Annotated in this window: 26 protein-coding genes; 6 read left to right on the top strand and 20 right to left on the bottom strand. The window is 73.1% G+C overall.

The features are described from left to right. Positions 1-119 precede the first annotated feature (119 nt). The 4 genes from Sdagh_RS03445 to Sdagh_RS03460 form a co-directional block, all read right to left on the bottom strand. Complete coding sequence (locus Sdagh_RS03445) at positions 120-887, bottom strand: hypothetical protein (protein WP_190077867.1); 768 nt, start codon at positions 885-887, stop codon at positions 120-122. A 111-nt stretch (positions 888-998) separates the two neighbouring features. Continuing rightward, positions 999-1523: an RNA polymerase sigma factor gene (locus Sdagh_RS03450; protein ID WP_189421494.1), complete on the bottom strand. Its 525-nt coding sequence runs from the start codon at positions 1521-1523 to the stop codon at positions 999-1001. Positions 1524-1675: 152 nt separating this feature from the next. Continuing rightward, positions 1676-3454, bottom strand: a complete 1779-nt coding sequence (locus tag Sdagh_RS03455) for an NAD(P)/FAD-dependent oxidoreductase (protein ID WP_190077868.1) — start codon at positions 3452-3454, stop codon at positions 1676-1678. Positions 3455-3503: 49 nt separating this feature from the next. After that, on the bottom strand, positions 3504-4139 hold the full coding sequence (locus Sdagh_RS03460) for a hypothetical protein (RefSeq protein WP_189421496.1): 636 nt from the start codon (positions 4137-4139) through the stop codon (positions 3504-3506). Between the two features lie 436 nt (positions 4140-4575). Here Sdagh_RS03460 and Sdagh_RS03465 point away from each other — a divergent pair, with 436 nt between their 5' ends. Together Sdagh_RS03465 and Sdagh_RS03470 are read left to right on the top strand one after the other, a co-directional pair. Continuing rightward, positions 4576-5100, top strand: coding sequence for an SRPBCC family protein (locus Sdagh_RS03465; protein ID WP_306884938.1), 525 nt, complete (start codon positions 4576-4578; stop codon positions 5098-5100). 115 nt (positions 5101-5215) lie between these two features. Next, positions 5216-6085, top strand: a complete 870-nt coding sequence (locus Sdagh_RS03470; protein WP_190077869.1) for an esterase/lipase family protein — start codon at positions 5216-5218, stop codon at positions 6083-6085. On the opposite strand, the gene Sdagh_RS03475 is transcribed toward Sdagh_RS03470, so the two are convergent. Next, entirely contained in the window at positions 6037-6915 is an 879-nt protein-coding gene (locus Sdagh_RS03475; RefSeq protein WP_189421498.1) for an alpha/beta fold hydrolase, read from the bottom strand. The two genes, Sdagh_RS03470 and Sdagh_RS03475, sit on opposite strands and share 49 nt — an antisense overlap. 202 nt (positions 6916-7117) lie before the next feature. Here Sdagh_RS03475 and Sdagh_RS03480 point away from each other — a divergent pair, with 202 nt between their 5' ends. Further along, the gene (locus Sdagh_RS03480; RefSeq protein ID WP_190077870.1) at positions 7118-7879 is read left to right on the top strand and encodes a GntR family transcriptional regulator; all 762 of its coding nucleotides are present in this window, start codon (positions 7118-7120) and stop codon (positions 7877-7879) included. Between the two features lie 27 nt (positions 7880-7906). Here the strand turns inward: Sdagh_RS03480 and Sdagh_RS03485 are convergent, their stop codons facing one another. Beyond that, positions 7907-9061, bottom strand: coding sequence for an ROK family transcriptional regulator (locus Sdagh_RS03485; protein WP_190077871.1), 1155 nt, complete (start codon positions 9059-9061; stop codon positions 7907-7909). A 267-nt stretch (positions 9062-9328) separates the two neighbouring features. On the opposite strand from Sdagh_RS03485, the gene Sdagh_RS03490 reads away from it, so the two are divergent. Further along, complete coding sequence (locus tag Sdagh_RS03490) at positions 9329-9742, top strand: hypothetical protein (protein WP_190077872.1); 414 nt, start codon at positions 9329-9331, stop codon at positions 9740-9742. On the opposite strand, the gene mug is transcribed toward Sdagh_RS03490, so the two are convergent. Further along, positions 9720-10301: a G/U mismatch-specific DNA glycosylase gene (mug, locus tag Sdagh_RS03495; protein ID WP_190077873.1), complete on the bottom strand. Its 582-nt coding sequence runs from the start codon at positions 10299-10301 to the stop codon at positions 9720-9722. The two genes, Sdagh_RS03490 and mug, sit on opposite strands and share 23 nt — an antisense overlap. Positions 10302-10314: 13 nt before the next feature. Further along, complete coding sequence (gene purB / locus Sdagh_RS03500; protein ID WP_190011002.1) at positions 10315-11757, bottom strand: adenylosuccinate lyase; 1443 nt, start codon at positions 11755-11757, stop codon at positions 10315-10317. Positions 11758-12181: 424 nt separating this feature from the next. Here purB and Sdagh_RS03505 point away from each other — a divergent pair, with 424 nt between their 5' ends. Next, positions 12182-12790 carry a hypothetical protein gene (locus Sdagh_RS03505; RefSeq protein ID WP_189421504.1) on the top strand — a complete coding sequence of 203 codons (609 nt, stop codon included), beginning with the start codon at positions 12182-12184 and terminating at the stop codon, positions 12788-12790. Between the two features lie 4 nt (positions 12791-12794). Here Sdagh_RS03505 and Sdagh_RS03510 read toward each other — a convergent pair whose 3' ends face one another. From Sdagh_RS03510 to Sdagh_RS03550, 8 genes are all read right to left on the bottom strand, one after another. Further along, positions 12795-13679, bottom strand: a complete 885-nt coding sequence (locus Sdagh_RS03510; RefSeq protein WP_190077874.1) for a helix-turn-helix transcriptional regulator — start codon at positions 13677-13679, stop codon at positions 12795-12797. Between the two features lie 36 nt (positions 13680-13715). Then, positions 13716-14522, bottom strand: a complete 807-nt coding sequence (locus Sdagh_RS03515; protein ID WP_190077875.1) for an SDR family oxidoreductase — start codon at positions 14520-14522, stop codon at positions 13716-13718. Between the two features lie 300 nt (positions 14523-14822). Continuing rightward, entirely contained in the window at positions 14823-15662 is an 840-nt protein-coding gene (locus tag Sdagh_RS03520) for an SGNH/GDSL hydrolase family protein (protein WP_190077876.1), read from the bottom strand. A gap of 351 nt (positions 15663-16013) precedes the next feature. Continuing rightward, positions 16014-17027, bottom strand: coding sequence for a hemolysin family protein (locus Sdagh_RS03530; RefSeq protein WP_189421508.1), 1014 nt, complete (start codon positions 17025-17027; stop codon positions 16014-16016). Continuing rightward, positions 17024-18397: a hemolysin family protein gene (locus tag Sdagh_RS03535; protein WP_190077877.1), complete on the bottom strand. Its 1374-nt coding sequence runs from the start codon at positions 18395-18397 to the stop codon at positions 17024-17026. The genes Sdagh_RS03530 and Sdagh_RS03535 overlap by 4 nt, the downstream gene beginning before the upstream one ends. Positions 18398-18562: 165 nt before the next feature. Further along, complete coding sequence (locus tag Sdagh_RS03540) at positions 18563-18988, bottom strand: GNAT family N-acetyltransferase (RefSeq protein ID WP_189421510.1); 426 nt, start codon at positions 18986-18988, stop codon at positions 18563-18565. Positions 18989-19138: 150 nt separating this feature from the next. Continuing rightward, a complete protein-coding gene (gene gap, locus Sdagh_RS03545; RefSeq protein ID WP_189421511.1) occupies positions 19139-20134 on the bottom strand; it encodes a type I glyceraldehyde-3-phosphate dehydrogenase in 996 nt (331 codons plus the stop codon). A gap of 144 nt (positions 20135-20278) precedes the next feature. After that, positions 20279-21274, bottom strand: coding sequence for a GlxA family transcriptional regulator (locus tag Sdagh_RS03550; protein ID WP_370594867.1), 996 nt, complete (start codon positions 21272-21274; stop codon positions 20279-20281). Positions 21275-21525: 251 nt separating this feature from the next. Here Sdagh_RS03550 and Sdagh_RS03555 point away from each other — a divergent pair, with 251 nt between their 5' ends. Then, complete coding sequence (locus Sdagh_RS03555; RefSeq protein ID WP_190077878.1) at positions 21526-22755, top strand: MFS transporter; 1230 nt, start codon at positions 21526-21528, stop codon at positions 22753-22755. 132 nt (positions 22756-22887) lie between these two features. Here Sdagh_RS03555 and Sdagh_RS03560 read toward each other — a convergent pair whose 3' ends face one another. The 4 genes from Sdagh_RS03560 to bioB form a co-directional block, all read right to left on the bottom strand. After that, the gene (locus Sdagh_RS03560; protein WP_189421513.1) at positions 22888-23574 is read right to left on the bottom strand and encodes a class I SAM-dependent methyltransferase; all 687 of its coding nucleotides are present in this window, start codon (positions 23572-23574) and stop codon (positions 22888-22890) included. 128 nt (positions 23575-23702) lie between these two features. Next, positions 23703-24431: a dethiobiotin synthase gene (bioD, locus tag Sdagh_RS03565; RefSeq protein ID WP_190077879.1), complete on the bottom strand. Its 729-nt coding sequence runs from the start codon at positions 24429-24431 to the stop codon at positions 23703-23705. Between the two features lie 7 nt (positions 24432-24438). Further along, the gene (locus tag Sdagh_RS03570; RefSeq protein WP_190077880.1) at positions 24439-25743 is read right to left on the bottom strand and encodes an adenosylmethionine--8-amino-7-oxononanoate transaminase; all 1305 of its coding nucleotides are present in this window, start codon (positions 25741-25743) and stop codon (positions 24439-24441) included. Then, positions 25736-26827 (bottom strand): biotin synthase BioB, encoded by a 1092-nt coding sequence (gene bioB, locus Sdagh_RS03575; protein ID WP_190077892.1) that lies wholly within the window; start codon positions 26825-26827, stop codon positions 25736-25738. The genes Sdagh_RS03570 and bioB overlap by 8 nt, the downstream gene beginning before the upstream one ends. Between the last annotated feature and the right edge of the window lie 66 nt (positions 26828-26893).

A 26893-nucleotide genomic window follows, 5' to 3' on the forward strand; every position in this document is an offset into this window, starting at 1 on the left:
GGAGATCGGTACGGCGAAGATCTGCACGGCGTGGATCGCGCAGCGGAGGCCATGGCCGTCGGCCGGAGGGTGCCCGGCGCAGCGGGACGGCGGGACGGTGGTGGACGGGACCGGAGGCGTCAGACCCTGGGCAGGACCGACTCGACGCCCTTGAAGCCCAGCGCACCGGTCGTTCCGGTGAGCCCCTTGGCGGCGTCGCTCGCCGCCCGGGCCGCGCCGCTCGCCGCGGAGGCGGCCTGACCGGCCGAGGAGGCCGCCTGGCTGACCGGGTTGTTCTGGAGCACCTGCACCAGCTGCGTGATCATCTCGCCGAGCTGGTTGATCTGCCTCGGCAGCGCGGCGACCGACGACAGGACGTCACCCGTTCCGGAAGCCGCGTGCCCGACCCCGCCGGCCAGCTGGTTGAGCCCGCTGAGTGCCGCCAGGGGGTTCGCGGCACCGCCGCCCAGTGCGGCGAGCGGGTTGGCACCGCCCAGTGCGGCGAGCGGATCGGTACCGCCCGCCGCACCCCCGGCGAGCCCCGCGAGCGGACCGCCCGAGCCGGTCAGTGCGCCCAGGGCGCCCGCGGGCAGCCCGGCCGGCGCCGCGGCGGGATCGGTGGACCTGCCCCGTCCCCGCCCGCGGTCGCGGTCGTACCAGTCGTCCCGGCCGGAGTCGGTGGACCTGCCCCGGCCCCGTCCCCGCCACCCGTCGCGGTCGCGGTCGTACCAGTCGTCCCGGCCGAAATAGGTGGACCTGCCCCGTCCCCGCCAGCCGTCGCGGTCGCGGTCCCAGTCGTCCCAGTCGTCCCGGTCGTCCCGGTCGAGGAGGTCGTCGAACGCCTCCTTGCCGCTGTCGGCCATGTCGCCGATCAGGTCCTTGATGATGTCCTGGATGCTCTTGGACATGAGAGGGGCTTCCTTTCCTTTACTGCGGTGTACGCAGACGGGATGGCGGACCCATTCCCGCGGATGTTTTCCGGGAAATGGGGTGATGCGGGGACGCGGCCTGTCGCGGCATTATCGTGCGCAGCCCTCCAGGGCCCTGGCACACGCCGTCTTCAGACGTGCCCGACCTCGGGTGAAGGCGGCTTCAGCCGCTTTCACGGAGATATTGTGGATGCGGGCGAACTCCGCTGTGGAGATGCCGGCGGCGCGAGCCAGTATGATCTCCTGCTCCCGGCCGCGCAGTTTTTCCACCTGGCTCAGCAGCCATCTGCCGAAATCCTCGTCACAGACGTCCTCCTCGGTCGTGCCGGAGAAGTCCAGGAGTGCCGCACGCTGCAACAACCTGCTGCGGCGCTCCATCTCGCGGTAGAAGTCGATGCAGAGGCGAAGCGCCACGGAGGTCAGAAAAGGACCCAGTCGATTCCTGTCCAGGGTGGCGTGTGCGGCTGCTCTGGCCATGGTTTCCTGAACACAGTCTTCAGCGTCCTGAAAACTCGGCAGTCGTCGTCGAACCAACCGCATGAGGCGGTCCTGGTGCTGGAAGATGTCTTCCCAGGAGCATGCAGCGGGCGATTGGCAGGTGGAATGTGGCGCCATTGTGGATTGCAGCCCGTTGTCTCTCGGTTTCAGGCAGGGGAATCGGCGGCCGGTTTATGTTTCCGGCGGCCACGCGCTTTTCCTACCCGAGCCCCTGGGGCGGCAAACCGGAATATGTGTCTCCGGAGTCCGCGGCAATGATTTTCCGGCGGTCAGTCCCGGGTCGGGGCGGCCCCCGGGCGCGGAGCCGGCCGCTTGGCCCAGTCCCGGTTCCAGTTGAACCACATGTCCCGCAGCGTCTGGTGCGCCTGGGTGGCGCCCGCCCGCAGCTCGCCGGCGTACACCTCGGCCGCCTCCTTGGCGATCATCCGGCCGCCCCCGGTGAAGTACGCGCCGCGCACGTGCCGCGGGGAGCGGAACTTCCCCCAGAGCAGGATCTTCGTCAGCGGCCACAGCGTGAACACCCCGGCGGGGCACCGGTCTTCGGGGTCCAGAGTCCCCCACACCGCCGGGCACAGCTCGCTCTCGCGCAGCAGCTCGTAGATCCGCGCGATGGTCCGCTCCTTGGTCGCCTCACCGTCCCGGTAGGCCAGTACGGCGTCCCGGGACTGGTTGAACAGCCGCTCCACCCACGGGTTGTCGACGCCCTGGAGCCCCCGGTAGGGCGGCAGCTCCAGCGCGTCGAAGCAGGAGCGGTCGTGGGTCTTCTCGAAGGCGACGGCGGCCTGGTTCTGGGCGTTGGTGCCGTACAGCGTGGTGATGGTCCACACCCGGTTCCAGGCGTTCCACAGGTCGAAGTCGTCGAAGGAGATGTAACTGCACGACACCAGGTCGTCGTAGAAGCGGAACATGCGCTTGGTCCAGTGCTCCAGGTACTGGAACCGGGCGGTGTCGAAGTCGTCCTGGCGGACCGCGTCGATGAGCCGGTGGCCGAGCGCGTTGAGCGACATCACCGTCACCGCGAGGCCGCTGGAGAACAGCGGGTCGATGAAGTCACTGGCATGCGGCAGCAGGCACCAGCGGTCACCCACCACCTGCTGCGAGGAGAACTGCGTCCGGTCCGTCGACACGTACGGCCGCACCGGCCGCGCCCGCTCGAACTGCCGGGCCACGCTGGGGAACCGCGCGATGTGCTGCCAGAACTCCTCCTCCGCCGGCACCCCCTCGGGCCGCGGGTACATGTCGAGGTCGAGATTGATCCCGACACTGCACAGCCCGCTGGTTCCGCCGGTGTGGTTGTCGAAGGGGATGACCCAGAGCCAGCCGCCCTTGAACATGTGGTGCAGCGTGCCCTGGCTGAAGGGGCTCGGCATCTTGTGCTGTTCGCGCGGCGGCGCCACGGTGTCGAACGGCCGCACGTCCACCATGTGCGTGAAGATCGTGCGCGACCGGGTGCGGTACGGCGGCTCCTGCCGCAGCCCGAGCCGCTCGGGCAGCATCGCCCGCATCCCGCCGGCGTCCACCACGTAGCTCGCGCGGAAGGTGCCCTTGTCCCGGGTGATCAGGGTGGCGTGGTCGTCCTCGAACTTCACGTCCTCCACGAGGGTGTGGGTGTGCGCGGTGACGCCGTAGGAGACGGCGACGTGGAACATGTAGGCGTCGACGTCCTGGCGGAAGTAGTGCGAGTCGGGGCCCAGCGGCGGCCCCCAGGTGGGGTACTGGGTGCACTCCTCGGCCCGGGTGGGCTCGCCCTCCCGGTGGTAGACGAAGCCGAAGTTGCGCTTGACCCCGCAGTTGGACGAGACATGCCGGCGCAGCGCCCCGTTGGTCGCGAGGTGCTCGATCTCGGGGACGTCGTAACGGCGGGCCAGGACCCGCAGGCCGAACGTGGTCTCGGGAACGGTGGACTCCCCGATGGCGAACCGGGGATGCCCGCTGCCCTCCAGCAGCAGCGTGCGCACGCCGTGCCGGGCGAGGATCGCCCCGAGCATGGTCCCGCCGATGCCCCCACCGACGATGGCGACATCGAAATCCCGCTGGTCCTCTTGCATGTTCTACGGTCCTTTCGCGACGGGAGAAGCGAACAGCCCGGCCGGCGGTTCACCGCGGGGCGGCGTGCCGGGCCGGCAGCACCCGGCGCGGCACACAGGCCGCCACCCGGGCGCAGAAGGAGAGGGCGAACCAGGGCGTCGGCGCCAGCTCGGCCAACAGGCGCCGCTCGCCCGGCAGCCGGCGGTCACCGCGGCCGGTGACGTCCAGCCAGGCACCGAAGTGCAGCAGCCGGGCCTCGGGCCCCCAGCCGGACGCGGGGAACGGCCGCATGTGCTCCCGCACCGCCCGCGTCAGCGCGCGGCGCCGGGCGTCGTCCACCTGCCGCCCGGCGAGGAAGCGGTCGAGCAACTCCGCGCCCCGGGCCGGGAATCCGCCCCGGCCGAGCGGCCCGCGCCCCACCAGCCCGGTGTCGTGGAACGCCGCGACGGCCAGCAGGCCGACCCGGTCGTACGCCGTCTCGCCGGCCCGCGCCCGCGCGTCGGCCAGCAGGAACGTCCGCAGCGAGTGCAGCGCCACCGGCGTCGGCAGCAGCCGGGCCATCTCCGCGAGCGCGGCGTCCGCCAGGGGGTCGCCGAGCAGCTCCGCCAGCGGCGGCCGGGCGAGCAGCGGCTGCCACGCCCGGGGCAGCGGTGGCCGGCCGGCCTCCTCGCGGCCGGAACCGGGAACCTCGGGCCGTGCGGCCATGACCGACCTCCTTCGCGTGCGGCCCTGCCGGGTCTTCCTGGTGTCCGCGCTGGTTTCTTCCTCATCAGTCTTTACGCTCGGCCGCCGCCGTCCCCCTCCGCCCGCTCGGGCGTCGCGCCGACCTTTGGCCGGTCTTCGCCCCCCGGTGGTCGAACGCGGGTCCGTTCCGCCCATCGGCCGCTCGCCAGAAGCGAGTTGGGGCAAGGACCGGTCGCTTGCGACCGGCATACCGGGGCGATGTGATCCGGCCATCCGCCCGACCTCTTCCGTCCCGCTTCTTTCCGGTGCGTGCGGGCGCGAAAGGGCGGGCGGGGTGTGAAAGGGGGTGAGGCGTGAATACGACGGCGCGCACGGCGCCCGTGAACGCCTCGGATGCGGTGCGGCTCGCCCTTCGATGAATTCCCCCCGGTGCCCGGCACCCGGCACCCTTGTTCCCGTGATCGCCGTGCTCAACGTCCACGAACGCCTGTTGCCCGCCCCGCCGGAGACCGTGGGGGTCCTGCTCGATTCGCTGGGCTCCTCCGGCGACCTCCTCTGGCCGGCCGAGTGGCCCCCGATCCGCTTCGAGAGATCCCTGGCCGTCGGTGTCCCGGGCGGGCACGGGCCGGTGCGGTACGTGGTGAGCGACTACGTGCCCGGCCGGTGGGTGCGGTTCCGCTTCACCGGCCCACGGGGCTTCCAGGGCTTCCACGAGTTCGGTGTCGAGCGGCTCGGGGACCGGCGTTCGGTGCTGCGGCACACCCTGGTGGTGCGTCCCCGGCTGCCGATGTGGCCGGTGTGGGCGCTGGTCGTCCGGCCGCTGCACGACGCGGTGTTCCGGGATGTGCTGGACCGCGCCGAACACGTCCTGACCGGAGAGGTCGCCCGGCCGCACCGGTGGAGCCGGCACGTGCGTCTGCTGCGTGCTCTCGGCCGCCGCTACGCCCCCGCCGGAGCCGTCCCTATGCGCGCGAAAGGCTGAATTCTTTCCCCCGGACGAGGGATAGTTCCCGCATTTCCTGGACGGGAGACTTGGGGCTCAAGGGACCCGTCGGTTGCCGACAGGTGTATCGACGGCCAGGAAAAGGAGACACGCCATGCTCACTCCTCCCAAGATTCCCGGCCTCAATTCGGAGAACGTCTTCGACGACGTCAAGGAACTCGCCAACCGCGTGGCCGCCCTCACCCAGGTCTCCGGCGCCGTGGTCGTGTCGAGCGTCGACGACATGATCGGCGCGGAAGACGACTGGGACTCGCCGCCGAGCGACGAGCACCCCCGCCCGGTCGTGCTCGTCCACGGCACCTTCGGCAACCGCGGCTACACCTGGAGCGAGGCGGCTCCCCTGCTCCGGCAGAACGGCTACCGGATCTTCCGGCTCGACTACGGCAAGCACATCCAGCCGAAGATCTACGGGCTGGGCGACATCAGGGAGTCGGCCCGGCAGCTCGGCGAGTTCGTGGACAGGGTGCTGAAGAGAACCGGCGCGGAGAAGGTGGACATCGTCGGCTTCTCACAGGGCGGGATGATGCCGCGCTACTGGATGAACAAGATGGGCGGCGGCGCCAAGGTGCACAACTTCGTCGGCATCGCGCCCAGCAACCACGGTGTCACCGCCCAGGGCCTGATGAACCTCCTGCGGCAGATCGGCCCCGCCAAGGCCCTGATCGAGGAGACGGCCGCCGCCAAGCTCGTTCCCGCCTGGCCGCAGCTCCAGCACGACAGCGAGTTCCAGAAGGAGCTGGCCAAGGCCGGTGAGCTGACCCGGGGCGTCCGGCACACCGTGATCGCCACCTCGTACGACGATGTCGTGACGCCGTACACCTCATGCGCCCTCAAGGAGGAGGAGGGCACCTATGTCAAGAACATCGTGCTCCAGGACCTCGCCAAGGACGATCACACCCCGCACGTGAGCATGCCCTACAACAGGACCGTGCTGGGGGAGGTGCTCAAGGCGCTCGCCGGGTGATCCCGGCTGCCGTCGAGGAGGACACGGGCCACCAGCGCGGGGTCGTCGTTCATCGGCACGTGGCCGCAGCCCGGGAGCCGGACCAGCCGGGCCCCGGGGACGGCCGCCTTGGCGCGTGGTCCCTGCCGGGGCACGAGCAGCCGGTCCCGGGTGCCCCAGGCGAGGGTGACCGGTATGCCGGGGACGTCGTCGGTGAAGCGGACCCGCCGGCCCGCCCGCAGGGTCTCGGCGAAGCCCTCGGCGCCGGCCAGCGCGCGTGTCTCGGCGACCACCGCCTCCGGTGAACGGCGGCCGGGACGCGCGTATATCGTGCTGGTCAGCGCACCGCGGCCGGCCGCGGTGCGGGACAGCCGCTCGACCAGCGGCCCCGGCAGCCGCCGGGCCATCGCCCGCATCCCGGTCAGCACACCGAAGGCGTAGCGCCGCTCCGGCTCGGTCCAGAAGCCCGCCGGGGAGAGCGCGGTCACCGACCGTACGAGGCCCAGGCGGCCCAGTTCCAGGGCGAGCAGGCCGCCCAGCGAGTTGCCCGCCGCGTGCGGCCGGTCCAGCCCGAGCGCCGCGCAGCACGCGGCGAGCACGGCGGCGGTCGTCGGCAGGTCGTGCGGCAGGCCCGCGGGGAGCGCCGGGGAGGCGCCGAAACCGGGCAGGTCGAGGGCGATCACCTCCCGTTCGGCGGCGAGTATGTGCGTCACCGGGTCCCAGGCCTGCCGGTGGTGGCCGATGCCGTGCAGCAGGAGCAGCGGTGCGCCGCGGCCCTCGCGCGCGTAGGACACGGTGACGTCGCGCGGGCCGTGCGGCGTGGGGGCCGTGAAGGAGACGGTTGCGGACATGGGCACTCCTGGTCGTGGCGCGTGACGGGAACGTGCGTAGACAGAGTGTCAGTAAAAGCTACCGACGGGTAGACCCGGGGCGCGCTTCCGCATTGGTCTTGACCAAGGGGGAGGGTCGCCCTATGGTCGCAGAGAAGTGCAACAACCTTTAATAAACAAGGGCGTTAAAACGCCGCCGGACCCGGCGACCGCGGAGGACAGGGTGGGGACCACGCAGCTGGAAGCGGTACAGGAACCGAAGTACTGGCATTTGCGGACCGTACTCAGCGAGGCGCTGGACTCGGAGTTCTCCGTGGGCGAGATCCTCCCCAACGAGCGTGATCTCGCCGCCCGTTTCGGCGTCGCCCGTGCCACGCTCCGGCAGGCCCTGGAACAGCTGGAGCTGGAAGGCCGCCTCCAGCGCCGCCGCGGGGTGGGGACGACCGTGGCGCCACCGCGCGTGGGCGTCGTCGTCGGCACCCGGCGGCACGCCTGGCCCGGTGCGGCCGACGCCGCCTGGCAGCCGGTCGACAGCACCCGGGCGACACCGCCCCCGGCGGTCGCCGAAGCCCTGGGCACCGGCCGGGACGAACCCGTGCACACCGTACGGCGCTCCCGGGTCTCGCAGGACCAGCCGGTCGCGGCCGAACTCCTCTACGTCCCGGCGTCCTCCGTCCCCGGCCTCACCACGTCCGACGCGCCCTCCGGGGAGGCAGGCGCACGCGCCGTCCTGCGCGAGCTGCGCCGCCTGACCCTCGCCCGCCAGGAGAGCGCCGTCGAGCTGGGCTCCGCCCGGACCGAGGAGGCGAGGGAACTCGACCGGCTGCCCGGCGCCCCCGTCCTCGTCGTCACCACCCGGTACGCCACCGAGTCCGCCACCGCCGCCCTGAGCGTCGCCACGTACCGCGCGGACACCTGCCGGCTGACCTTCGGCGACGCCGGGGACGTGGAGTTCCACGAGGGAGCCGCGGCCGGGGCCCGCTGACGGTACACGGCTCCGGCGGGCGGCCGCTCAGCGGCGTGCCGTCGTGCCCTCCACCGCGAAGAGCTGCTCCTCCACGTGGTCCAGGGCCAGCCGCAGCGCCCCCGTCGGCACCGCCGCCTCGCCCAGCAGGGACAGCGCGACCCGAGGGGGCCGCAGACAGTAGCGGGCCAGCTCCCGGCGGAGGGGCTCCAGTACACCGTCGAGGCCGGCCGCCCAGCCGCCGACCACCACCAGCTCCGGATCGAGGGCCAGCACCAGCGCGGCCACGTCGTGCACCAGCCTCCGGATGAACCGGTCGACCGCCGCGCGGGCCCGCCCGTCACCGTCGCGGGCCCGCGCGAACACCTTCGCCACCGCCTGCTCGTCCAGCGGATGCAAGGGTTCGCCGGTGGTGGACAGCAGCGTCTCGGGCGTCGCCTCGCGGCCCAGCAGATGCAGCGCGCCGATCTCCCCGGCCGCCCCGCCGTACCCCCGGTGCAGCCGGCCGCCGATCAGCGCCCCCGCTCCCGGACTGAGCCCGGCCAGCACGAACACCACGTCGTCGGAGTCGGTGGCCGCGCCCTTCCAGTGCTCGGCGACCGCCGCCGCGTTGGCGTCGTTCTCCACCAGCACCGGGCACTTGAAGGAACGGCCCAGCCGCTCGCCCAGCCGCAGCCCCGTCCACCCGGGCAGCGCGGTGCCCAGCCGCACCGTGCCGTCCGCCTCCACGATCCCCGGCGTCGCCGCCCCCACCGCCCGCAGCGAACCCCGGGCCACCCCGGCCCGGCGCAGCAGTTCGGCGACGGCGCCGCGCAGCCGCTCCAGCCGCTCGTCGGCCGGCGCGCTCTCGTCGACGTCCTTGGCCTGGGTGCCGAGCACCGTGCCGTCCAGGTCGGCGAGGAGCGCGGAGACCCGGTGCGGACCGATCTCCAGCCCCAGCAGATGCCCCGCCTCCGCGCGGAACCGGAACCTGCGGGCCGGCCGTCCCTGCCGCCGGGCCGTGCCCTCCTCGGGCGCCGTCTCCACCACGAGACCGGCCTCGATGAGCCCGTCGACCACGCCCTCCACGGTCGGCCGGGACAGCCCCGTCACCCGGGTGATCTCGGTCAGCGTGGCGCAGTCCGTCGCGCGCAGCGCGTGCAGCACCACCGTGGAGTTGATCCTCCGCAGCAGCGAGGGGTCCCCGCCGGTCAGCCGCCCCACCGTCCGTCCTCCCAGCTCGTGCGCGTGTGGGGCGGATCGTACTCGGCGGCCCGGGACGCGGCGAGCGCCGCCCCGCGCGCCGCCGCCCGCGCACTCCGGGGTTCTCGTCGTCCGAACTGGGGCCGGATCACCCGGAACCCCGGACCGGGCGCGCGGGTGGCGGTGCTCTGCACGCGTCTGCCGCCGTGCCGGCGGGCGGGTGGCGGCCGCGTCGCCGGGTCGCCTGACGCACAGCCAGTTGTCAGTGGTGGCCGCTTTACTGGAGCCATGGACATCGCACGGCACATCGCCCTCATCGACGAGCTGTGCTTCCGCCCCTTCCCGGCGGGGCACGGCCACCACCTGGTGGTGCTGAGCGGCAGTCACGGCCTGCGCGGCGGCGACCCGGCGGAGCGTGCGGCGACGGCCGGGCAGTACGAGAAGGAGCGGGACGCCGTCGACGCGCTGCTGGCCGGGCGCTGGGGCGAGTCGGAGATCCTCGGTCTGCAGACGGTGCTGCTGCGCACCGAGCGGGCCGGGGAGATCACCGAGCCGTGGGCCGAGCTGTCCGCCCGCGCGCGCGTGGCCTATGTGCGCCAGGCGCGGGGGACCGGCCGCTGGGTCGCGCTCGCCGTCGCCGACCGGGACGCGGCGGACGAGGTCCAGCTCCTGGCCGCCGTCACGGAGGAGGCTCCGCCGTGACTCCTTGCGCTTCGGCCGCCTCGGCGGCGATCCGCAGCCGGGCGAACTCCTCCGCCATGGTCTCGGCCGTCCAGTGCGCGTTCAGCCCGCTCGGGTTGGGCAGCACCCACACCCGGGTCTCCCCGATCGTCCGCTCCTGCGGCCCCACTCGGGCCTTCTTGTCGTCGAAGGCGGCGCGGTACGCGGTGACACCGACCACGGCCAGCCAGCGGGGCCGCAGCCGCGCCACCTTGAGCGCCAGCTCCCGCCCGCCCGCGCGGTACTCCTCGGCGGTCAGCTCGTCGGCCCGCGCGCTGGCCCGCGCCACGACATTGGTGATGCCGAGTCCGTACGCCGGCAACTCCCCCTGCTCGGACGGCTTGAGCAGCCTCGGGGTGAACCCGGACAGGTGCAGCACCGGCCAGAACCGGTTGCCGGGACGCGCGAAGTGGTGGCCCGTCGCGGCCGTCATCAGGCCGGGGTTGATACCGCAGAACAGCACCCGCAGGCCGTCCGCGACGACGTCCGGGACGAGACGGTCGCGGGCGGCCTCCAGTTCCGCCGGGGTGAAGCGCGGCATGTCCGTCCGCGCCTCAGAGGATCGCGCCGGGCGTGTAGCCGGCCGCTTCGGGGTGCTGCTTGACGATCTCCTCGACCCGTGCCGCCACGGCGGCCACCTGGCCGGCGGCGGCACCGGTGAAGGACAGCTTGTCGGCCATCAGCGCGGTGAGCTGCTCCCGGTCCAGCGGCAGCCGGTCGTCGGCGGCCAGCTTGTCGAGCAGGTCGTTGCGCTCGGCGCCCTGCTCGCGCATGGCCAGCGCGGTGGCGACGGCGTTCTCCTTGATCGCCTCGTGCGCGACCTCACGGCCGACGCCCGCGCGGACCGCGCCCATCAGCACCTTGGTGGTGGCGAGGAACGGCAGGTACCGGTCCAGCTCCCGGGCGACGACCGCCGGGAACGCGCCGAACTCGTCCAGCACGGTCAGGAACGTCTCCAGCAGCCCGTCCAGTGCGAAGAACGCGTCCGGCAGGGCCACCCGGCGCACCACCGAGCAGGACACGTCGCCCTCGTTCCACTGGTCGCCCGCCAGCTCGCCGGTCATCGAGGCGTAGCCGCGCAGGATCACCATCAGGCCGTTGACGCGTTCGCAGGAGCGGGTGTTCATCTTGTGCGGCATGGCGGACGAGCCGACCTGGCCGGGCTTGAAGCCCTCGGTGACCAGCTCGTGCCCGGCCATCAGCCGGATCGTCTTCGCCAGCGAGGACGGCGCCGCCGCGAGCTGCACCAGCGCGGTGACGACCTCGTAGTCCAGGGAGCGCGGGTAGACCTGGCCGACCGAGGTGAACGCCTGGGCGAAGCCGAGGTGACCGGCGATCCGCTGCTCCAGCTCCGCGAGCTTGCCCGCGTCGCCGCCGAGCAGGTCCAGCATGTCCTGGGCGGTGCCGACCGGGCCCTTGACGCCGCGCAGCGGGTAGCGGCCGAGCAGCTCCTCCACCCGGCCGAACGCCACGAGCAGCTCGTCGGCGGCGGTGGCGAACCGCTTGCCGAGCGTCGTCGCCTGCGCCGCCACGTTGTGCGACCGCCCGGCCATGACCAGCTCGCCGTACTCCCCGGCCAGCTTGCCCAGGCGGGCCAGGACGGCCACGGTCCGGTCGCGCATCAGCTCCAGCGAGAGCCGGATCTGGAGCTGCTCGACGTTCTCCGTCAGGTCCCGGGAGGTCATGCCCTTGTGCACCTGCTCGTGCCCGGCGAGGGCGTTGAACTCCTCGATCCGCGCCTTCACGTCGTGCCGGGTGACCTTCTCGCGCTCGGCGATGGAGCCGAGGTCCACCTGGTCGAGCACGCGCTCGTAGGCGGTGATCGCCTCGTCGGGCACCTCGATGCCGAGGTCCTTCTGCGCCCGCAGCACGGCGAGCCAGAGCTGCCGCTCCAGCCTCACCTTCTGCTCGGGCGACCAGAGCGTGGCGAGCTCGGCGGAGGCGTAGCGTCCGGCGAGGACGTTGGGGATGCGGGGCTTGGCGGGAGCGGAAGTCACGTAAACGGATTCTACTGGCGATTCGTGCAGGCCGGCGCCGAGGGGTGGACTGGAGGAACCTACGAGGGCGCCGCTCCGCCGCCCGGGTCGGCCGAGGGCGTTCCTGACCGAAGAGGGTGTGGCAGTACGCGACTTTTTGGGTCGTTTTCCGCTGTGCTCTTCGAGACGCGCGCCGAATGGGTGATATCCACCCCAAACTTTCCTTAGTTCCTCCGCGGTGCCCAACGTACCGAGATGCAACCGCCAGTTGATCTTCAACGTCAGGACAAGGGACACTGCCTGGCGGATGCGAGTGACACTCGCTTCAGTATCCTCCCGGGCGGGTCATCGGAGGCCAATTACCCAGAGGCTACTGGGCAGTTGACCTCAGAGTTTCGTGGTAGCGTCCTGGTTCGGAGGGACAGTGCAACCTGAAAGGGAAATCGTGAACACGGAGAAGATCGCCGCTCGCCGCCTCTCGCTGGAAGAGGTGGCGAAGCTCGGTGTGAAAGACAAGATCTTCGTTTCCGCCGACACGGCAGAACTCAAGCTTCCCGACTGCTATGTCCCTGCCTTTCTGGTCAAGTCCGGTGAGGATTTCGAGGGCGGCTCGATCACGGCGCGAACCGTATTCCAGGAAGAAGTCTCCTGCCTTCCCGACGACGAGAACGAAGCCGGGATCTACGTGGCCGACGAGAACGGCTCGGCGACCATCGAGGTCCTCCAGTCCGCCGGTGTCGTGCTGGACCTGGCACTTTTCGTCCCCGGTGGTGACAAGGGAGCCCTTACGGCCCTTTACGCCGCGGTCCGGCAGGCGTTCGGTGCCGACGTCGTGCAGATCTGGCGCCAGGGCCTCAAGGAGGTTCCCGACGTGAAGGTCGACATCTTCGAGGAGCAGATTCCCCGGGGGCGCAAGGGGAGCGACAGCCCCAAGCGTGACCGTCGCGCGATCGACACCTACCCCACCCGTGCGGACTTCATCGAATTCTCCGCAGGGTGGAAGCCGGTCGTCGAGATCCACCGGCCGGTCGTCGACGACACCCCGACCATCTGAAGGGCTATCCGTTGTGTGCGTCGGACTCGGTCGCGGGCGCCTGCCGGGTGGCCGCCCAGGACGCCAGGAGCGCCACATGGTCCGCGGTCGGTGTGCCCGCGGGCGCGGTGTAGACGTTGAGGTGCAGGCCGGGTTCGGCGGGCAGTTCCAGGCACTCGACGTCCAGGTCGAGCCGGCCGACGATCGGATGGCGCATACGCTTGCGGCCGGACCGGTGCAGCCGCACGTCCTGAGACGCCCACCGCTGCCGGAACGGCTCACTGCGGGTTGACAGTTCACCGACCAGGGCGGTCAGCTCCGCGTCGTGCGGATTGCGGCCGGCTTCCATGCGCAGCTTCGCGGCCACGGCTCCGACGACCTGGTCGTAGTCGACGAAGAGAGCCTTGGCCGCCTCGGGGTCGAGACAGACGAACCGCGCCGTGTTCGCGGGTCGTCGCGGGTCGGCCAGCACCGGTGCGAACAGCGCGCGGGCGAGCTGGTTCATGGCGAGCACGTCACAACGGCCGTTACCGATCCAGGCCGGCGCGTCGGAGATCGCGTCGAGCACCTGCTGCAACGTCGGGCGCACCGTCACGGCGGGCCCGCGCCGGCGCGGGCCGCCGGGCTCCCTGGACCGGCGCGCGAGGTGGAACAGGTGGTCGCGCTCGGCCTCGTCGAGTTGCAGGGCCGAGGCCAACGCGTCGAGCACGCCGTCGGAGGCACCGGCGAGGCCGCCGCGCTCCATGCGCACGTAGTAGTCGACCGAGACCCCCGCCAGCAGTGCCACCTCCTCGCGGCGCAGGCCCTTGACCCGACGGTTGCCGCCGTAAGCGGGCAGGCCCGCCCGCTCGGGTGCGATGCGGGCGCGGCGCGAGCTGAGGAACTCCCGGATCTCGGTGCGTGAATCCATCGTGACCGTCCCCTCGCCGTGATTCCGTCCCGCAGCTTAAGGGGTACCTGATGCGGTCGTCGCGATGCCGCCGTCCACCGGGATGACGGCGCCCGTGAGGTAGGACCCCGCCCGGCTGGCGAGGAACACGGCGATACCCGCCATGTCGTCGTCGCGGCCGAGCCGGCGCAGCGGGGCCGCCGCAGCGATCGTGTCGCCGACGGCGTCGAGCGTGGACGCCATCATCCGCGACGGGAACACTCCCGGTGCCACCGCGTTCACCGTGACGTGCTGCGGGCCCAGCTCTCTGGCAAGCACTCTGGTGAGTTGGTGGAGTGCCGCTTTGCTGGCGGCGTACGAGTAGTTGGGCGACTGGGCGACGTGGATGGCGGCGATGCTGCCGATGTTGATGATCCGCGCGGGATCATCGGCGGTGCCCGCCTTGCGCAGTGCGGGGAGCAGGGCCTGGACCAGCCGGAACGGCGACTTGAGGTTGAGGTCGATCACGGTGTCCCAGGCCTCGTCCGGGAACGTCGCCAGCGGCTCGCGCCACATCGCTCCCGCGTTGTTGACGAGGATGTCCAGACGTTCCGAGCCGGCTGTGACAAGGTCCGCGAGGCGCTGGCACTCGTCGTGTCCGGACAGGTCGGCGGGGATGGCTCGGACATCGCCGAATTCGGACAGCAGACGCTGTGCCTCCGCGCACGCGTCCGCCTTGCGTGAGCTGATGACGACGCGGGCGCCCGCCTGGAGAAGGCCGCGCGCTATCATCAGGCCAATGCCTCTGGTACCGCCGGTGACAAGGGCGTACTTCCCCCTCAGATCGAAAAGTTCCGTGTGAGTGGTGGATCGGATGTCCGCCATGGGTCTTCGTCTTTTCTGTCGTGGAAATCGCGCCGGCACGGCCGCGCATCCGGGGCGAATGCCCCGATCGATACGATCGCGCCGTTGAGCTGAGCCGGGTCCGGGAGCGCACCGTGGAAGAAGCTCAGGCCCATGCAGTTCACGCACTGCTTTTCCTGCGCTCGGCCGGGAACCGAACTCAAGATTAAGCAGCCCGTGCGGCCGACAGAGAGACCCTGGTGATACAGGTACTGGAAGAACCCCCCTCGTGCTCAGGCGTCACCGGCGGAGTTCGGCGGACGGGGAGCGCGGGGCTCCGGATCAGTGCCCCACCCGCAGCCAGTCCGTCACGGGGCCGGGGTTCCTGTGGTCCGCAGGGGTGATCCAGAACGCTTGGCCCAGCTCAGCGCTGAACTGGGCGCCTGTCCGGCCGTCCCCGGAGGAGCGGCCGGTCAGCCGGCGGCCGATCCACGGCAGCAGGTGCTGCCGGGCGAAGCTCAGGTCCGCGCCCCTGCGCAGCAGCCAGCCCGGCGGCGGTGCCGTCGGCAGCGGGGCGTGCCACTCCGGGTCCTCGGCCTCGTACCCGAGGGCCTGCCAGACCGCCTCCGCCACCCGGCGGTGCCCCTCCGCGGTCAGGTGCAGCCGGTCCACGTCCCACAGCCGGGGGTCGGCCAGCGACCGCGCCCCGTACAGGTCGACCACCACGGCGTCGTGCCGGGCGGCGAGGTCGTCGACGACGGCGAAGAGCGCCTCCATGCGCGGCCGGAACCGGTCCAGGACCGGGCCCTGCCGGCCGGGGCTGCGCATCAGCACGAGCTGCTTGCAGTTCGGGGCCAGCCGTTCCACGGCCTCGGTCAGCAGGGCGCGCACCCGGCCCATGTCGCACTTGGGGCGCAGGGTGTCGTTGAGCCCGCCGACCAGCGTGATCACATCGGCGCCCATCGCCGCGGCGACGTCCACCTGCTCGTCGACGATCTGCCCGATGAGCTTGCCGCGCACGGCGAGGTTGGCGTACCGGAAACCGGGTGCGCGGCCCGCCATCCGGGCGGCGAGGAGATCGGCCCAGCCCCGGTAGGAGCCGTCGGGCAGCAGGTCCGACATGCCCTCGGTGAAGGAGTCGCCGACCGCGACCAGGCTGGTGAAGGTGGGGTTCGTCTGCATGGCGACGAAAATGGTATCCCGGGGCACCCATCGGCGTACCCGCCGGTCGGTACCCCGGCCCGCGCTCCGGTCGGTATCCCGGCCCGCGCTCCGGTCGGTATCCCCGCCTGTGCTCCGGTCGGCACCTTGGCCTGTGCTTGGGTCGGTATCCCCGCCTGTGCTCCGGTCGGCACCTTGGCCCGCGCTCCGGTCGGTATCCCCGCCTGTGCTCCGGTCGGCACCTTGGCCCGCGCTCCGGTCGGTATCCCCGCCTGTGATCCGGTCGGCACCCTGGCGCGCGCTCCGGTCGGTACCCCCGCCCGTGCTCCGGTCGGAGCCCCGGGATTCCGCCCCTGTGCCGCCCGGACGGCCTCACGCCCGCCGGCCGAACAGCTCCCGCAGGACGTCCTCCATGGTCACCATGCCGGCCGGCCGGCCGTCGGCGCCCAGGACCGCCGCCAGATGGGTCCGGCTCGCCCGCATCGCCGTCAGGACGTCGTCCAGCGGCGTGTTCTCCCGCACCCGCGCCACGGGGCGCATCGCCTCCGGCCGGAACGCCGTGTCGCGCGGCGCGGCGTCCAGGGCGTCCTTCACGTGGAGGTAGCCGACGATCCGGCGGCCGTCGTCCACCACCGGGAACCGGGAGAACCCGGACTCGGCCGACAGCCGCTCCACCTGTTCGGGCGTGACGCCCACCCGCGCGTGCACCACGCGTTCCAGGGGCATCACCACGTCCCGCACCGGACGCCGGCCCAGCTCCAGCGCGTCGTGCAGCCGCTCCTGCGCGCGGTCGTCGATGAGTCCCGCCTCGCTCGCGTCCTTCACGATCTGGGCCAGCTCGGTGTCGGTGAAGGTGGCCGGCACCTCGTCGCGCGCCTCGACCCGGAGCAGCTTCAGCAGCGCGTTGGCGAACGCGTTGACGGTGAAGATCACCGGCCGCAGCGCCCGGGAGAGCGCCACCAGCGGAGGCCCGAGCAGCAGCGCGCTGCGCACCGGCTCGGCCAGCGCGATGTTCTTCGGCACCATCTCGCCCAGCAGCATGTGCAGATAGGTCGCCAGCGCCAGCGCCAGCACGAAGGAGACCGCGTGCCCGGCCCCGGACGGCACGCCCACCGCGTGGAACACCGGCTCCAGCAGGTGCGCGATCGCCGGCTCCGCGACGATGCCGAGGACCAGCGTGCACAGCGTGATGCCGAGCTGGGCGGCGGCCATCAGCGCCGACACGTGCTCCAGCCCCCACAGCACGCTCCGCGCCCGCCGGTCGCCCGCCTCGGCGTGCGGCTCGACCTGGCTGCGGCGTACCGAGATCAGGGCGAACTCCGCGCCCACGAAGAAGGCGTTGGCGACCAGGGTCACCAGACCGATCAGCAGCTGTACGGCGGTCACCGCCCGGCCTCCCCGTCGTCACCGGTCTCCACGCCACCGGGCCCGGTGGCCGTGCCCCGCTCGTCGTCGAGGGGCCCGCGCAGCAGCACCGCGGCGGCCCGGCGGCCCGCCGCGTCCACGACCTCCAGCCGCCAGCCGGCCACCTCCACCACGTCACCGGCCGCCGGGATGCGGCCCAGCTCCGCCGCGACCAGCCCCGCCACCGTCTCGTACGGCCCCTCCGGCGCCCGCAGCCCGATCCGCGCCAGCCGGTCCACCCGGGCCGAGCCGTCCGCCCGGTACAGGGCGTGACCGTGCTCGTCGGTGCCGGCCGGGTCCAGTTCGGGCGTCTCGTGCGGGTCGTGCTCGTCGCGGACCTCGCCGACGACCTCCTCCACGATGTCCTCCAGCGTGGCCACCCCGGCCGTGCCGCCGTACTCGTCGATCACCACGGCCATGGTGCGCCGCCCGGAGAGCTGGTCGAGGAGCCGGTCGACGGTCAGCGTCTCCGGCACCAGCAGCGGGTCCCGCATCAGCTCGGAGACCGGGACCTCGGCGCGCCGCTCGGCGGGCACCGCCAGCACGTCCTTGATGTGCGCGGTGCCCACCACCGCGTCCAGCGTCTCCCGGTAGACGGGGAACCGGGACAGCCCGGTCGCCCGCGTCGCGTTCGCCACGTCCGCGCAGCTCGCCCGGTCGTCCAGGGCGATCACCTGCACCCGCGGCGTCATCACCTGCCCGGCGGTGAGGTCGGCGAGGTTCAGCGTCCGCACGAACAGCTCGGCGGTGTCCGCCTCCAGCGCGCCCTCCTTGGCCGAGTGCCGGGCCAGCGCCGCCAGCTCCTGCGGTCCGCGCGCCGACGCCAGCTCCTCGGCGGGCTCCACACCGAACCGCCGTACGACACGGTTGGCGGTGTTGTTCAGATGGGTGATGAAGGGCCGGAACGCGGCACTGAACCAGCGCTGCGGGGTGGCCACCCGCTTGGCCACGGCGACCGGCGAGGAGATCGCCCAGTTCTTCGGGACCAGCTCGCCGACGACCATCAGCACCACCGTGGACAGCGCGGTGCCCACCACCAGCGCGATCGAGGAGGCCGTCGACGGCGACGCGCCCAGAGCCCGCAGCGGCCCCGCGAGCAGCGCGGCGACCGACGGCTCGGCGAGCATGCCGACCACCAGATTGGTCACCGTGATGCCGAGCTGCGCGCCCGACAGCTGGAAGGTCAGGTTCCGTACGGCCTTCAGGGCGCCCGCCGCGCCGCGCTCCCCGCGGGCCGCGGCCCGTTCCAGCGCGCCGCGCTCGACGGTGGTCAGGGAGAACTCGGCCGCGACGAAGGCGCCGCAGGCCAGCGCGAGCAGCACGGCCGCCAGCAGCAGGAGCACCTCGGTCATCGGTTCACCTCCGTCCCCCGGTCGTCCGTCCATGATCGGGCAGGGCGGGACGGGCCGCGCGCTGTCGCACGCCGGCGGGGCGGCCCGGGGGCGGGCACTCGCGATACGTCATGCTCGCGAGAGTGCCCGCGCACGGCCGGGGAAAGGCATGGTGTCCCGGACGGATCAGGAGACGAGGTGCTTCACCCAGCGCCGCCACTGCTCCTGCGGCCCGTACCCCGCGGCCGTCCACGCGTGCCCGGCCCGCTCGTTGCGCACCAGCACCATGGCGTCCGCACGCCGTCCCCCGAGCGCGGTGAACCGCTCCTCCGCGGCGGTGAGCAGCGCCGTCGCGATGCCCTGGCGGCGCCGGTCGGGGTGGACCGCGAGCCGGTAGAGATGGCACCGCCAGCCGTCGAACCCGGCGATCACCGTGGCGGCCGGCTCCCCGTCGGCCTCGGCGAGGAGGAGCGCCTCGGGGTCACGGGCGATCAGCCGTTCGACGCCTTCCCGGTCGTCGCTGATGCTGGTGCCCTCGGCGGCCACCTTCCAGAAGGCCAGCACGGCGTCCAGGTCCTCGGGGCCGGCGGCCCGTATCCGCAGATCGGTCATGGGCCGATCCCATCAGCCGGGCTACGGCCCGGCCAGCGGATTTCGCCATGTGGACGCCGGAGACGGAAACGGACGTGACACCAGCGCCCCCGTGCCCGCGGCGGGAGGGGGAGCCGTGCCACGTCCGTCGGTGCCACGGACGTTCCCGTGTCAGCGGGAGAGCAGCTCCAGGGTGTCGATCACCCGGTTGGAGAAGCCCCACTCGTTGTCGTACCAGGCGACGACCTTGACGTGCCGGCCGTCCACCCGGGTGAGGGCCGAGTCGAAGATCGACGACGCCGGGTTGCCGGTGATGTCGGAGGAGACCAGCGCCTCCTCGGAGTACTCCAGGACACCGGCCAGCGGCCCCTCGGCGGCCGTGCGGTACGCCGCCAGCACGTCCTCGCGGGTCACGTCGCGGGCGACGGTGGTGTTCAGCTCGACGATCGAACCGACCGGGACCGGCACGCGGATCGAGTCGCCCGACAGCTTGCCGTCGAGATTCGGCAGGACCAGGCCGATCGCCTTCGCCGCGCCGGTGGTGGTCGGCACGATGTTGACGGCGGCGGCGCGGGCCCGGCGGGCGTCGCGGTGCGGGCCGTCCTGGAGGTTCTGCTCCTGGGTGTAGGCGTGCACCGTCGTCATGAAGCCGTGCTCGATGCCGGCCAGGTCGTCCAGGACCTTGGCGAGCGGCGCCAGCGCGTTGGTGGTGCAGGACGCGTTGGAGACGACGGTGTGCAGCTCGGCGTCGTAGGCGTCGGTGTTGACGCCGTACGCCAGGGTCACGTCCGCCCCGTCCGACGGCGCGCTGACCAGGACCTTCTTCGCACCCGCGTCGAGGTGGGCACGGGCCGCCTTCGCGGAGGTGAAGCGGCCGGTCGCCTCCAGGACGATGTCCACGCCCAGCTCGGCCCAGGGCAGCTGGGCCGGCTCCCGCTCGGCCAGCACCTTGATCCGCCGGCCGTCGACCACGAGGGTGTCGCCGTCGACGTCGACCGGGCGGCCGAGGCGGCCGGCCGTCGAGTCGTAGGCGAGGAGGCGGGCGAGGCCGGCGGGCTCGGTGAGGTCGTTCACGGCGACGACTTCGAGGGCGCTGTCGCGCTCGAGGAGCGCGCGCAGCACGTTGCGTCCGATGCGGCCGAATCCGTTGATGGCGATGCGAGTCATGAGTGACGTCCCTTTCCGTGTTCGCCACCAGGCTGGCGCGGGGCGCCGGGCGGGGACAGCGGCGCGAGTGCCAGGGTTCGAAAGGATCACGCCAGGTCTCGCGCCGGCCCGGCACCGGCCCGTGCCGGCCCCCGTGAGCGGGGGCTACTCGCCCCGGGCGAAGGTGCGGCGGTAGTCGGTGGGCGTCGTGCCGAGCACGCGGTGGAAGTGCAGCCGCAGATTGGTGCCGGTGCCCAGCCCCACCACGGCCGCGATCCGCTCCACACTGAGCTGCGAGCGCTCCAGCAGTTCGCGGGCCCGGTCGAGACGGGCGCGCATCACCCACTGCATCGGCGTGTACCCGGTGTCCTCGGCGAACCGGCGGGAGAAGGTGCGCGGCGACACCGCCGCGTGCCGGGCGAGTATCTCCAGGGTGAGCGGCTCACCGAGCCGGTGCAGGGCCCACTCGCGGGTCGCCGCGAACCGCTCGCCGAGCGGCTCCGGCAGGCTGCGCGGCACGTACTGCGCCTGGCCGCCGCTGCGGTAGGGGGCCGCGACCAGCCGCCGGGCGGCGTGGTTGGACGCGGCCACCCCGAGGTCGCCGCGGAGCATGTGCAGGCACAGGTCGATGCCGGAGGCGGCGCCGGCCGAGGTGAGGACGCTGCCCTCGTCGACGAAGAGGACGTTCCCGTCGACCCGGACCAGCGGATGCTTCGCCGCGAGCGCCTCGGTGTAGTGCCAGTGCGTGGTGGCGCGCCGGCCGTCCAGCAGTCCGGTGGCGGCCAGGGCGAAGGCCCCGGTGGAGATCGCGGCCAGCCGCGCGCCCCGCTCATGGGCGGCGACCAGCGCCTCCACCACCGCCGCCGGCGGGTCCTCCCGGTCCGGTAACCGGTACCCCGGGACGAAGACGACGTCCGCCCAGGCGAGCGCGTCGAGGCCGTCCGCCACGTGGTACGACAGACCGTCGCCGCCGGTCACGAGGCCGGGCCGGGCCCCGCACACCCGTACCTCGTACGGCATGCTCGCGCGCGTCGTGAACACCTGTGCCGGGATGCCGACGTCCAGCGGCTTCGCGCCCTCCAGGACGAGCACGGCCACGCGGCGCCGGCGGGGGGCGGCGGGCGGGGTGGACGGGATGGACGGAGTGGGCGCGGACGACACGGGGACAGGGTAGGCGGACCCGGTCCGGGGGAGAGCGCCGCGGTGTGATGCACGACACCGGGGCGGCCGGCCCGATCTTGGAATGCGCGGCCGTCCGCCGTGGCTGCACTCCCCGTGTGCTCCCGGCCGCTCCGGGACACCCCGGGCAAGGGTGCCCAGCGAGGCCGGCCCCCTGGTGAGGGGAACCGGCCCTCGGACGTCTCGGAAAACCCCAGAAGCCCAAGAAGTCCCCGAAAGGTTTCCCCCGCACCATGCCACTTGCTCTGCTGGCCCTCGCCGTCGTCGCGTTCGGCATCGGCACGACCGAGTTCGCCACGATGGGGCTGCTGCCCCAGATCGCCGAGGGGGTGGGGGTGTCCGTGCCGCACGCCGGCAACCTCGTCTCGGCCTACGCGCTCGGTGTCGTCGTCGGCGCCCCGGTGCTGACCGGAGCCGGCGCGCGCCTTCCGCACAAGCGGCTGCTGCTGCTCCTGTCCGGGCTGTTCGTGCTGGGCAACCTCGCCTCCGCGTTCGCCTCCGACTTCGGCCTGCTCTTCGCGGCGCGCTTCGTGTCGGGTCTGCCGCACGGCGCGCTGTTCGGCGTGGGCGCGGTCGTCGCCTCGCGGCTGGTCGCCCCCGACCGGGCCGCCCGCGCGGTCTCGAAGATGTTCCTCGGCCTGACCATCGCCAACATCGTCGGCGTCCCGGCCGGCACCGCCCTCGGCCAGCAGTTCGGCTGGCGGGCCGCGTACGCCGCGGTCGCCGTCATCGGCCTGGTCGCCCTGGCGGCGCTGGCCGCGTTCGTGCCGCACCAGCCCCGGGGGCGGCAGACCGGAATCCGGCACGAGCTGCGGGCGATGGGCAACCGGCAGGTCGCCATCGGTCTCGCCACCGCCGTCGTCGGCTTCGGCGGGTTCTTCGCCGTGTACAGCTACCTGGTGCCGATGCTGACGAACCTGACCGGCATGTCCGACTCCTCGACCACCCTGGTCCTCGCTCTCTACGGCGTCGGCATGACCCTCGGCACGCTGATCGCCGGCCCGCTCACCGACCGGGCCCTGCGCCCGACCATGTACGGCGGCCTCGCCCTGCTCGCGGTGGCGCTGGTGGTCTTCTACTTCACCGTCCACAGCACGGTGCCCGCGCTGCTGACGATCACCTTCATCGGCGTCATGGGCTCCCTGATCACCACGCCGATCCAGATGCTGCTGATGGCCAAGGCGCACGACGCCCCGACCATGGCGGCGGCCTCCAACCACTCCGCCTTCAACCTGGCCAACGCGGGGGGCGCCTGGCTCGGTGGCCTGGTCATCTCGGCGGGCTGGGGCTGGGCGTCCCCCGCGCTGGTGGGCGCGGCCCTGGCCGTCGCCGGCCTCGGCTTCGCCTTCGCCGGCGGCCGTATGGACCGCGGCGGCGGCCACTCCGGCGTACGGGCCTCCTCCGGAGCGGCGACCGCTGCGGAGGCCGAGCGGACGGCGGCGGTCCCGGCACGACGGGACTGAGCGGAGGCGCGGCGGGGCGGGTGTCCGCGTCGTGGCCGGGGTGAGGGCCGGTCCCCGCCGGTGCCCGCAGCGCGCGCCCCGCACCACCCGGCGCGGCTCCCGGCGGTACCTGTCGCCGTCACCCGGCAAGGCTCACCGCGGCTCCCCGTCCCGCCACGCCGTGCCCAGTACGCAGTACGACGTCGGCAGCCGGGGCCCCTTCTCCGGCAGCAGCGTCCGCCGGCAGGGGCCCAGCGTGAACCCGGCCTCGCGCAGCGCGGCCAGCGGGTCCCGCGCGACGTGGCAGCCGCCGGCCAGCGACGGCCACACCGTCCGGTCCAGGGCGCGCTGGGTGAGGGTCATCAGCCGTCCGCCCCCGCGCCCGTGCTCCAGGAACCGCACCTCGCCGCCGGGCCGCAGCACCCGCCGCAGCTCCGCGAGCGCCCGCGGCACGTCCCGGACGCTGCACAGCACCAGCGAGACCACGGCCGCGTCGAACCCCTCGCTCTTGACCGGCAGCGCCTCGGCGACGCCCGGCACCACGTCGACGGGCGTCTGCGTGCGCAGGGCGGCCTCCACCGCCAACTGCCGCAGCAGGCGCTCCGGTTCGATCGCGACGACCTCGGCGACGGTCCCCGGGTAGTGCGCGAAGTTGAGACCGTTGCCGGCGCCGATCTCGATCACCCGCCCGGAGAGTCCGGCGAGCAGCCGGTCGCGGAGCGGCCCCATGCCGAACCGGGTCTCGGCGACCGCGCTCAACCGGGCGTACCGGCGGGCGAACACGGGATGGTGCACGGCATCCCGCTCCCTGGCCGGGGAACGGTCGGGACGGAGTGGCATGGGACCCCCCTCGCCAAGGGACGCGTTACGGCGAGTGTCCCCCGTACCGGGCCGCCGCACCCCTGCCCAGGCCCCTCTTCACCCTGTCCGGGGAGGGCGACACCGGGGCCCCGGCCTCCGCCCCCGCCTCAGGGAACCGCCGCCCCCTCCCGCTCCCGGAACCCCGTTCCGTCCCACGTGCCCCCCAGCCGCGGCGCGAGCCACCCCGGTGCCGCCGCCCGGAACGCGGTGGGCGGGCGCGCGGCGGCGCCGGCCGGTACCGCGCCCAGCAGCGGGGCGCCGGTGACGTCGGGCAGGTCCGTGACGTTGCACCGGCAGGCGAGGTCGGGAGCCTGCGGCCAGCTGCCGATCACGACGCCCAGCGGGACCAGCCCGCGCGAGCGCAGCTCACGGGCGGTCAGCTCGGAGGCGTTGAGGGTGCCGAGGCCGGCCGGTGCCACGATCAGCGCCGGTGCCCCCAGCAGCCCGGCGACGTCCGCCAGCGTGCCGCCCGCCGCGTCGAACCGCACGAGCAGCCCGCCGGCCCCCTCGACCAGCACCAGGTCGTGCCCGGCGGCCAGTCTCTCCGCCGCCTCGGCCACCCGCGCCGGGGCGACCGGCGTCAGACCGGCCCGCCGCGCGGCCGTGGCGGGCGCCAACGGCTCGGGGAAGCGGGCGACCTCGGCGGTGGTGACCCGCTCGCCCGCGAGCCGCGCGACCTCCTCGGCGTCCCCCGGTTCACCGGGCGCCACCCCCGTCTGCGCGGCCTTCAGCACCGCCACCGACCGGCCCGCCGCCGCGGCCGCCGCCGCGACGGCGGCCGTCACCACCGTCTTGCCGACCTCCGTGCCCGTCCCCGTGATCACCACAACCGTCATCGCGCGCTCACCCCTCCCGTGCCGCCGCGCGGACCGCGCGGCCGATCCGTGCCACGTCCGCGTCGTCCGTGACGTACGGCGGCATGGTGTAGACCAGGTCGCGGAACGGCCGCAGCCACACGCCCTCCCGCACGGCCGCCCGCGTCGCCGCCGCCACGTCGACGGCGTGGTCGAGCTGGACGACGCCGATCGCGCCGAGCACCCGTACGTCCCGCACGCCCGGCAGCGAGACGGCCGGCGCCAGCCCCGCGCGCAGGCCCGCCTCGATCCGCTTCACCTCGCCGCGCCAGTCCTGCCCGAGGAGCAGTCCGATCGACGCGCACGCCACGGCCGCCGCCAGCGGATTGCCCATGAACGTCGGCCCGTGGGCGAGCACCGGCACCTCGCCCCGGGCGATCCCCGCCGCCATCCGCGCCGTGCACAGCGTCGCCGCCATCGTCAGATAGCCCCCGGTCAGCGCCTTGCCCACGCACATCACATCCGGCGTCACCGCCGCGTGCTCCGCCGCGAACAGCGCTCCGGTACGCCCGAACCCGGTGGCGATCTCGTCGAACACCAGCAGCACGTCATGGGCGTCGCACGCCTCCCGCAGCACCCGCAGGTACCCGGGGGAGTGGAACCGCATCCCGCCCGCGCCCTGCACCACCGGCTCGACGATCACCGCGGCCAGCTCGTCGGCGTGGCGTCCGATCAGCGTCCGCAGCTCCTCGGCGTACGCCTCCTCGTACGCGGTCGGCGGGGCGTCCGCGAAGACCTGCCGCGGCAGCACCCCCGCCCACAGCCCGTGCATCCCGCCCTCGGGATCGCACACCGACATCGGCTGCCAGGTGTCCCCGTGGTAGCCGCCGCGCCAGGTCAGCAGCCGGCGCTTCGCCGGACGGCCCAGCGAACGCCAGTACTGGAGGCACATCTTGACCGCCACCTCCACCGACACCGACCCCGAGTCGGCCAGGAACACATGCTCCAGACCATCGGGCGACATGTCGACAAGGAGCTTCGCGAGCCGTACGGCGGGCTCGTGGGTGAGCCCGCCGAACATCACGTGGCTCATCCGGCCGAGCTGCTCGCGCGCCGCCTCGTTCAGCACCGGGTGGTTGTAGCCGTGGATCGCCGACCACCAGGACGACATGCCGTCGACCAGCTCCGGCGAGCCGTCCGCCGGGCGCAGCCGCACCCCGCTCGCCGAGGCGACGACCAGGGGGTCCGTCCGGCCGGGCAGTGGCGCGTACGGGTGCCAGACGTGCCGCCGGTCCAGCTCCAGCAACTCCGCCACCGCCAGGCCCCCCGCGCCGGCGGCCGTCGGCTCAGGCATTGGGCGCCAGGTCCGTCCCGGGACCGCGGCGGCGCACGGCGACCAGGTCGGTCCGCGGCGCCGGGGCGGCGACGTCACCCCTCCGGTGCTCCGGCAGCGTCACCTCGCCGGCGCCCTCCACCTCGAACCCGGCGTCCGCGATCATCTCCAGGTCGGCCCGGCCCGCCTGTCCCTCGCTGGTGAGGTAGTCGCCGAGGAAGAGGGAGTTGGCCAGGTGCAGCGCCAGCGGCTGGAGGCTCCGCAGATGGACCTCACGGCCGCCCGCGATCCGCACCTCCGCGTCCGGGCAGACGAACCGGGTCATCGCCAGGACGCGCAGACACCGCTGTGGGGTGAGGTGCCACTCCTGCTCCAGCGGGGTGCCCTCCATCGGGATCAGGAAGTTGACCGGCACCGAGTCCGGGTCCAGCTCGCGCAGCGCGAACACCACGTCCACCAGGTCCGCGTCGCTCTCGCCCATGCCCGCGATCAGCCCGGAGCAGGCCGACAGCCCGGCGGCGTGCGCCGCGCGCACCGTCTCCACCCGATCGGCGTACGTGTGCGTCGTCGTGATGTCCCCGTACGTCGCCTCGGAGGTGTTGAGGTTGTGGTTGTAGGCGTCGGCGCCCGCCGCGCGCAGCCGCTCCGCCTGACCGGCGGAGAGCAGGCCGAGGCAGGCGCACACCTCGACGCCCTCGTTGCGCTCCTTGATGGCCTTGATGGTGTCGGAGACCCGGTCCACGTCCCGGTCGGTCGGGCCGCGTCCGCTGGCCACCAGGCACACCCGTCTGGCGCCCCCGGCCACGCCCGCCGCGGCGGCCTCGGACGCCTGACCGGGCTTGAGCCAGGTGTACTTGAGGATCTCGGCGCGCGAGCCGAGCCGCTGCGAGCAGTAGGAGCAGTCCTCGGGGCACAGGCCCGACTTGAGGTTGACGAGGTAGTTGAGCTTCACCCGCCGTCCGAACCAGTGCCGGCGCACCTTGCCGGCCGCGGCCACCACGTCGAGCAGGTCGTCGTCGGACGACGCGAGGACGGCCAGCGCCTCCTCGCGGGTCGGCGGCTCGCGCCGCAGTCCTTTGTCCACGAGCGTCTTCAGCAGGTCCAGGTCCATGGCAGGCGATCCTGACGCATGAAACCGCTCCGGGCCACAGAGACTTCGTACAACGAGGGC

The sequence above is a fragment of the Streptomyces daghestanicus genome (assembly GCF_020521275.1).
Taxonomy (GTDB): Bacteria; Actinomycetota; Actinomycetes; order Streptomycetales; family Streptomycetaceae; genus Streptomyces; species Streptomyces griseoviridis.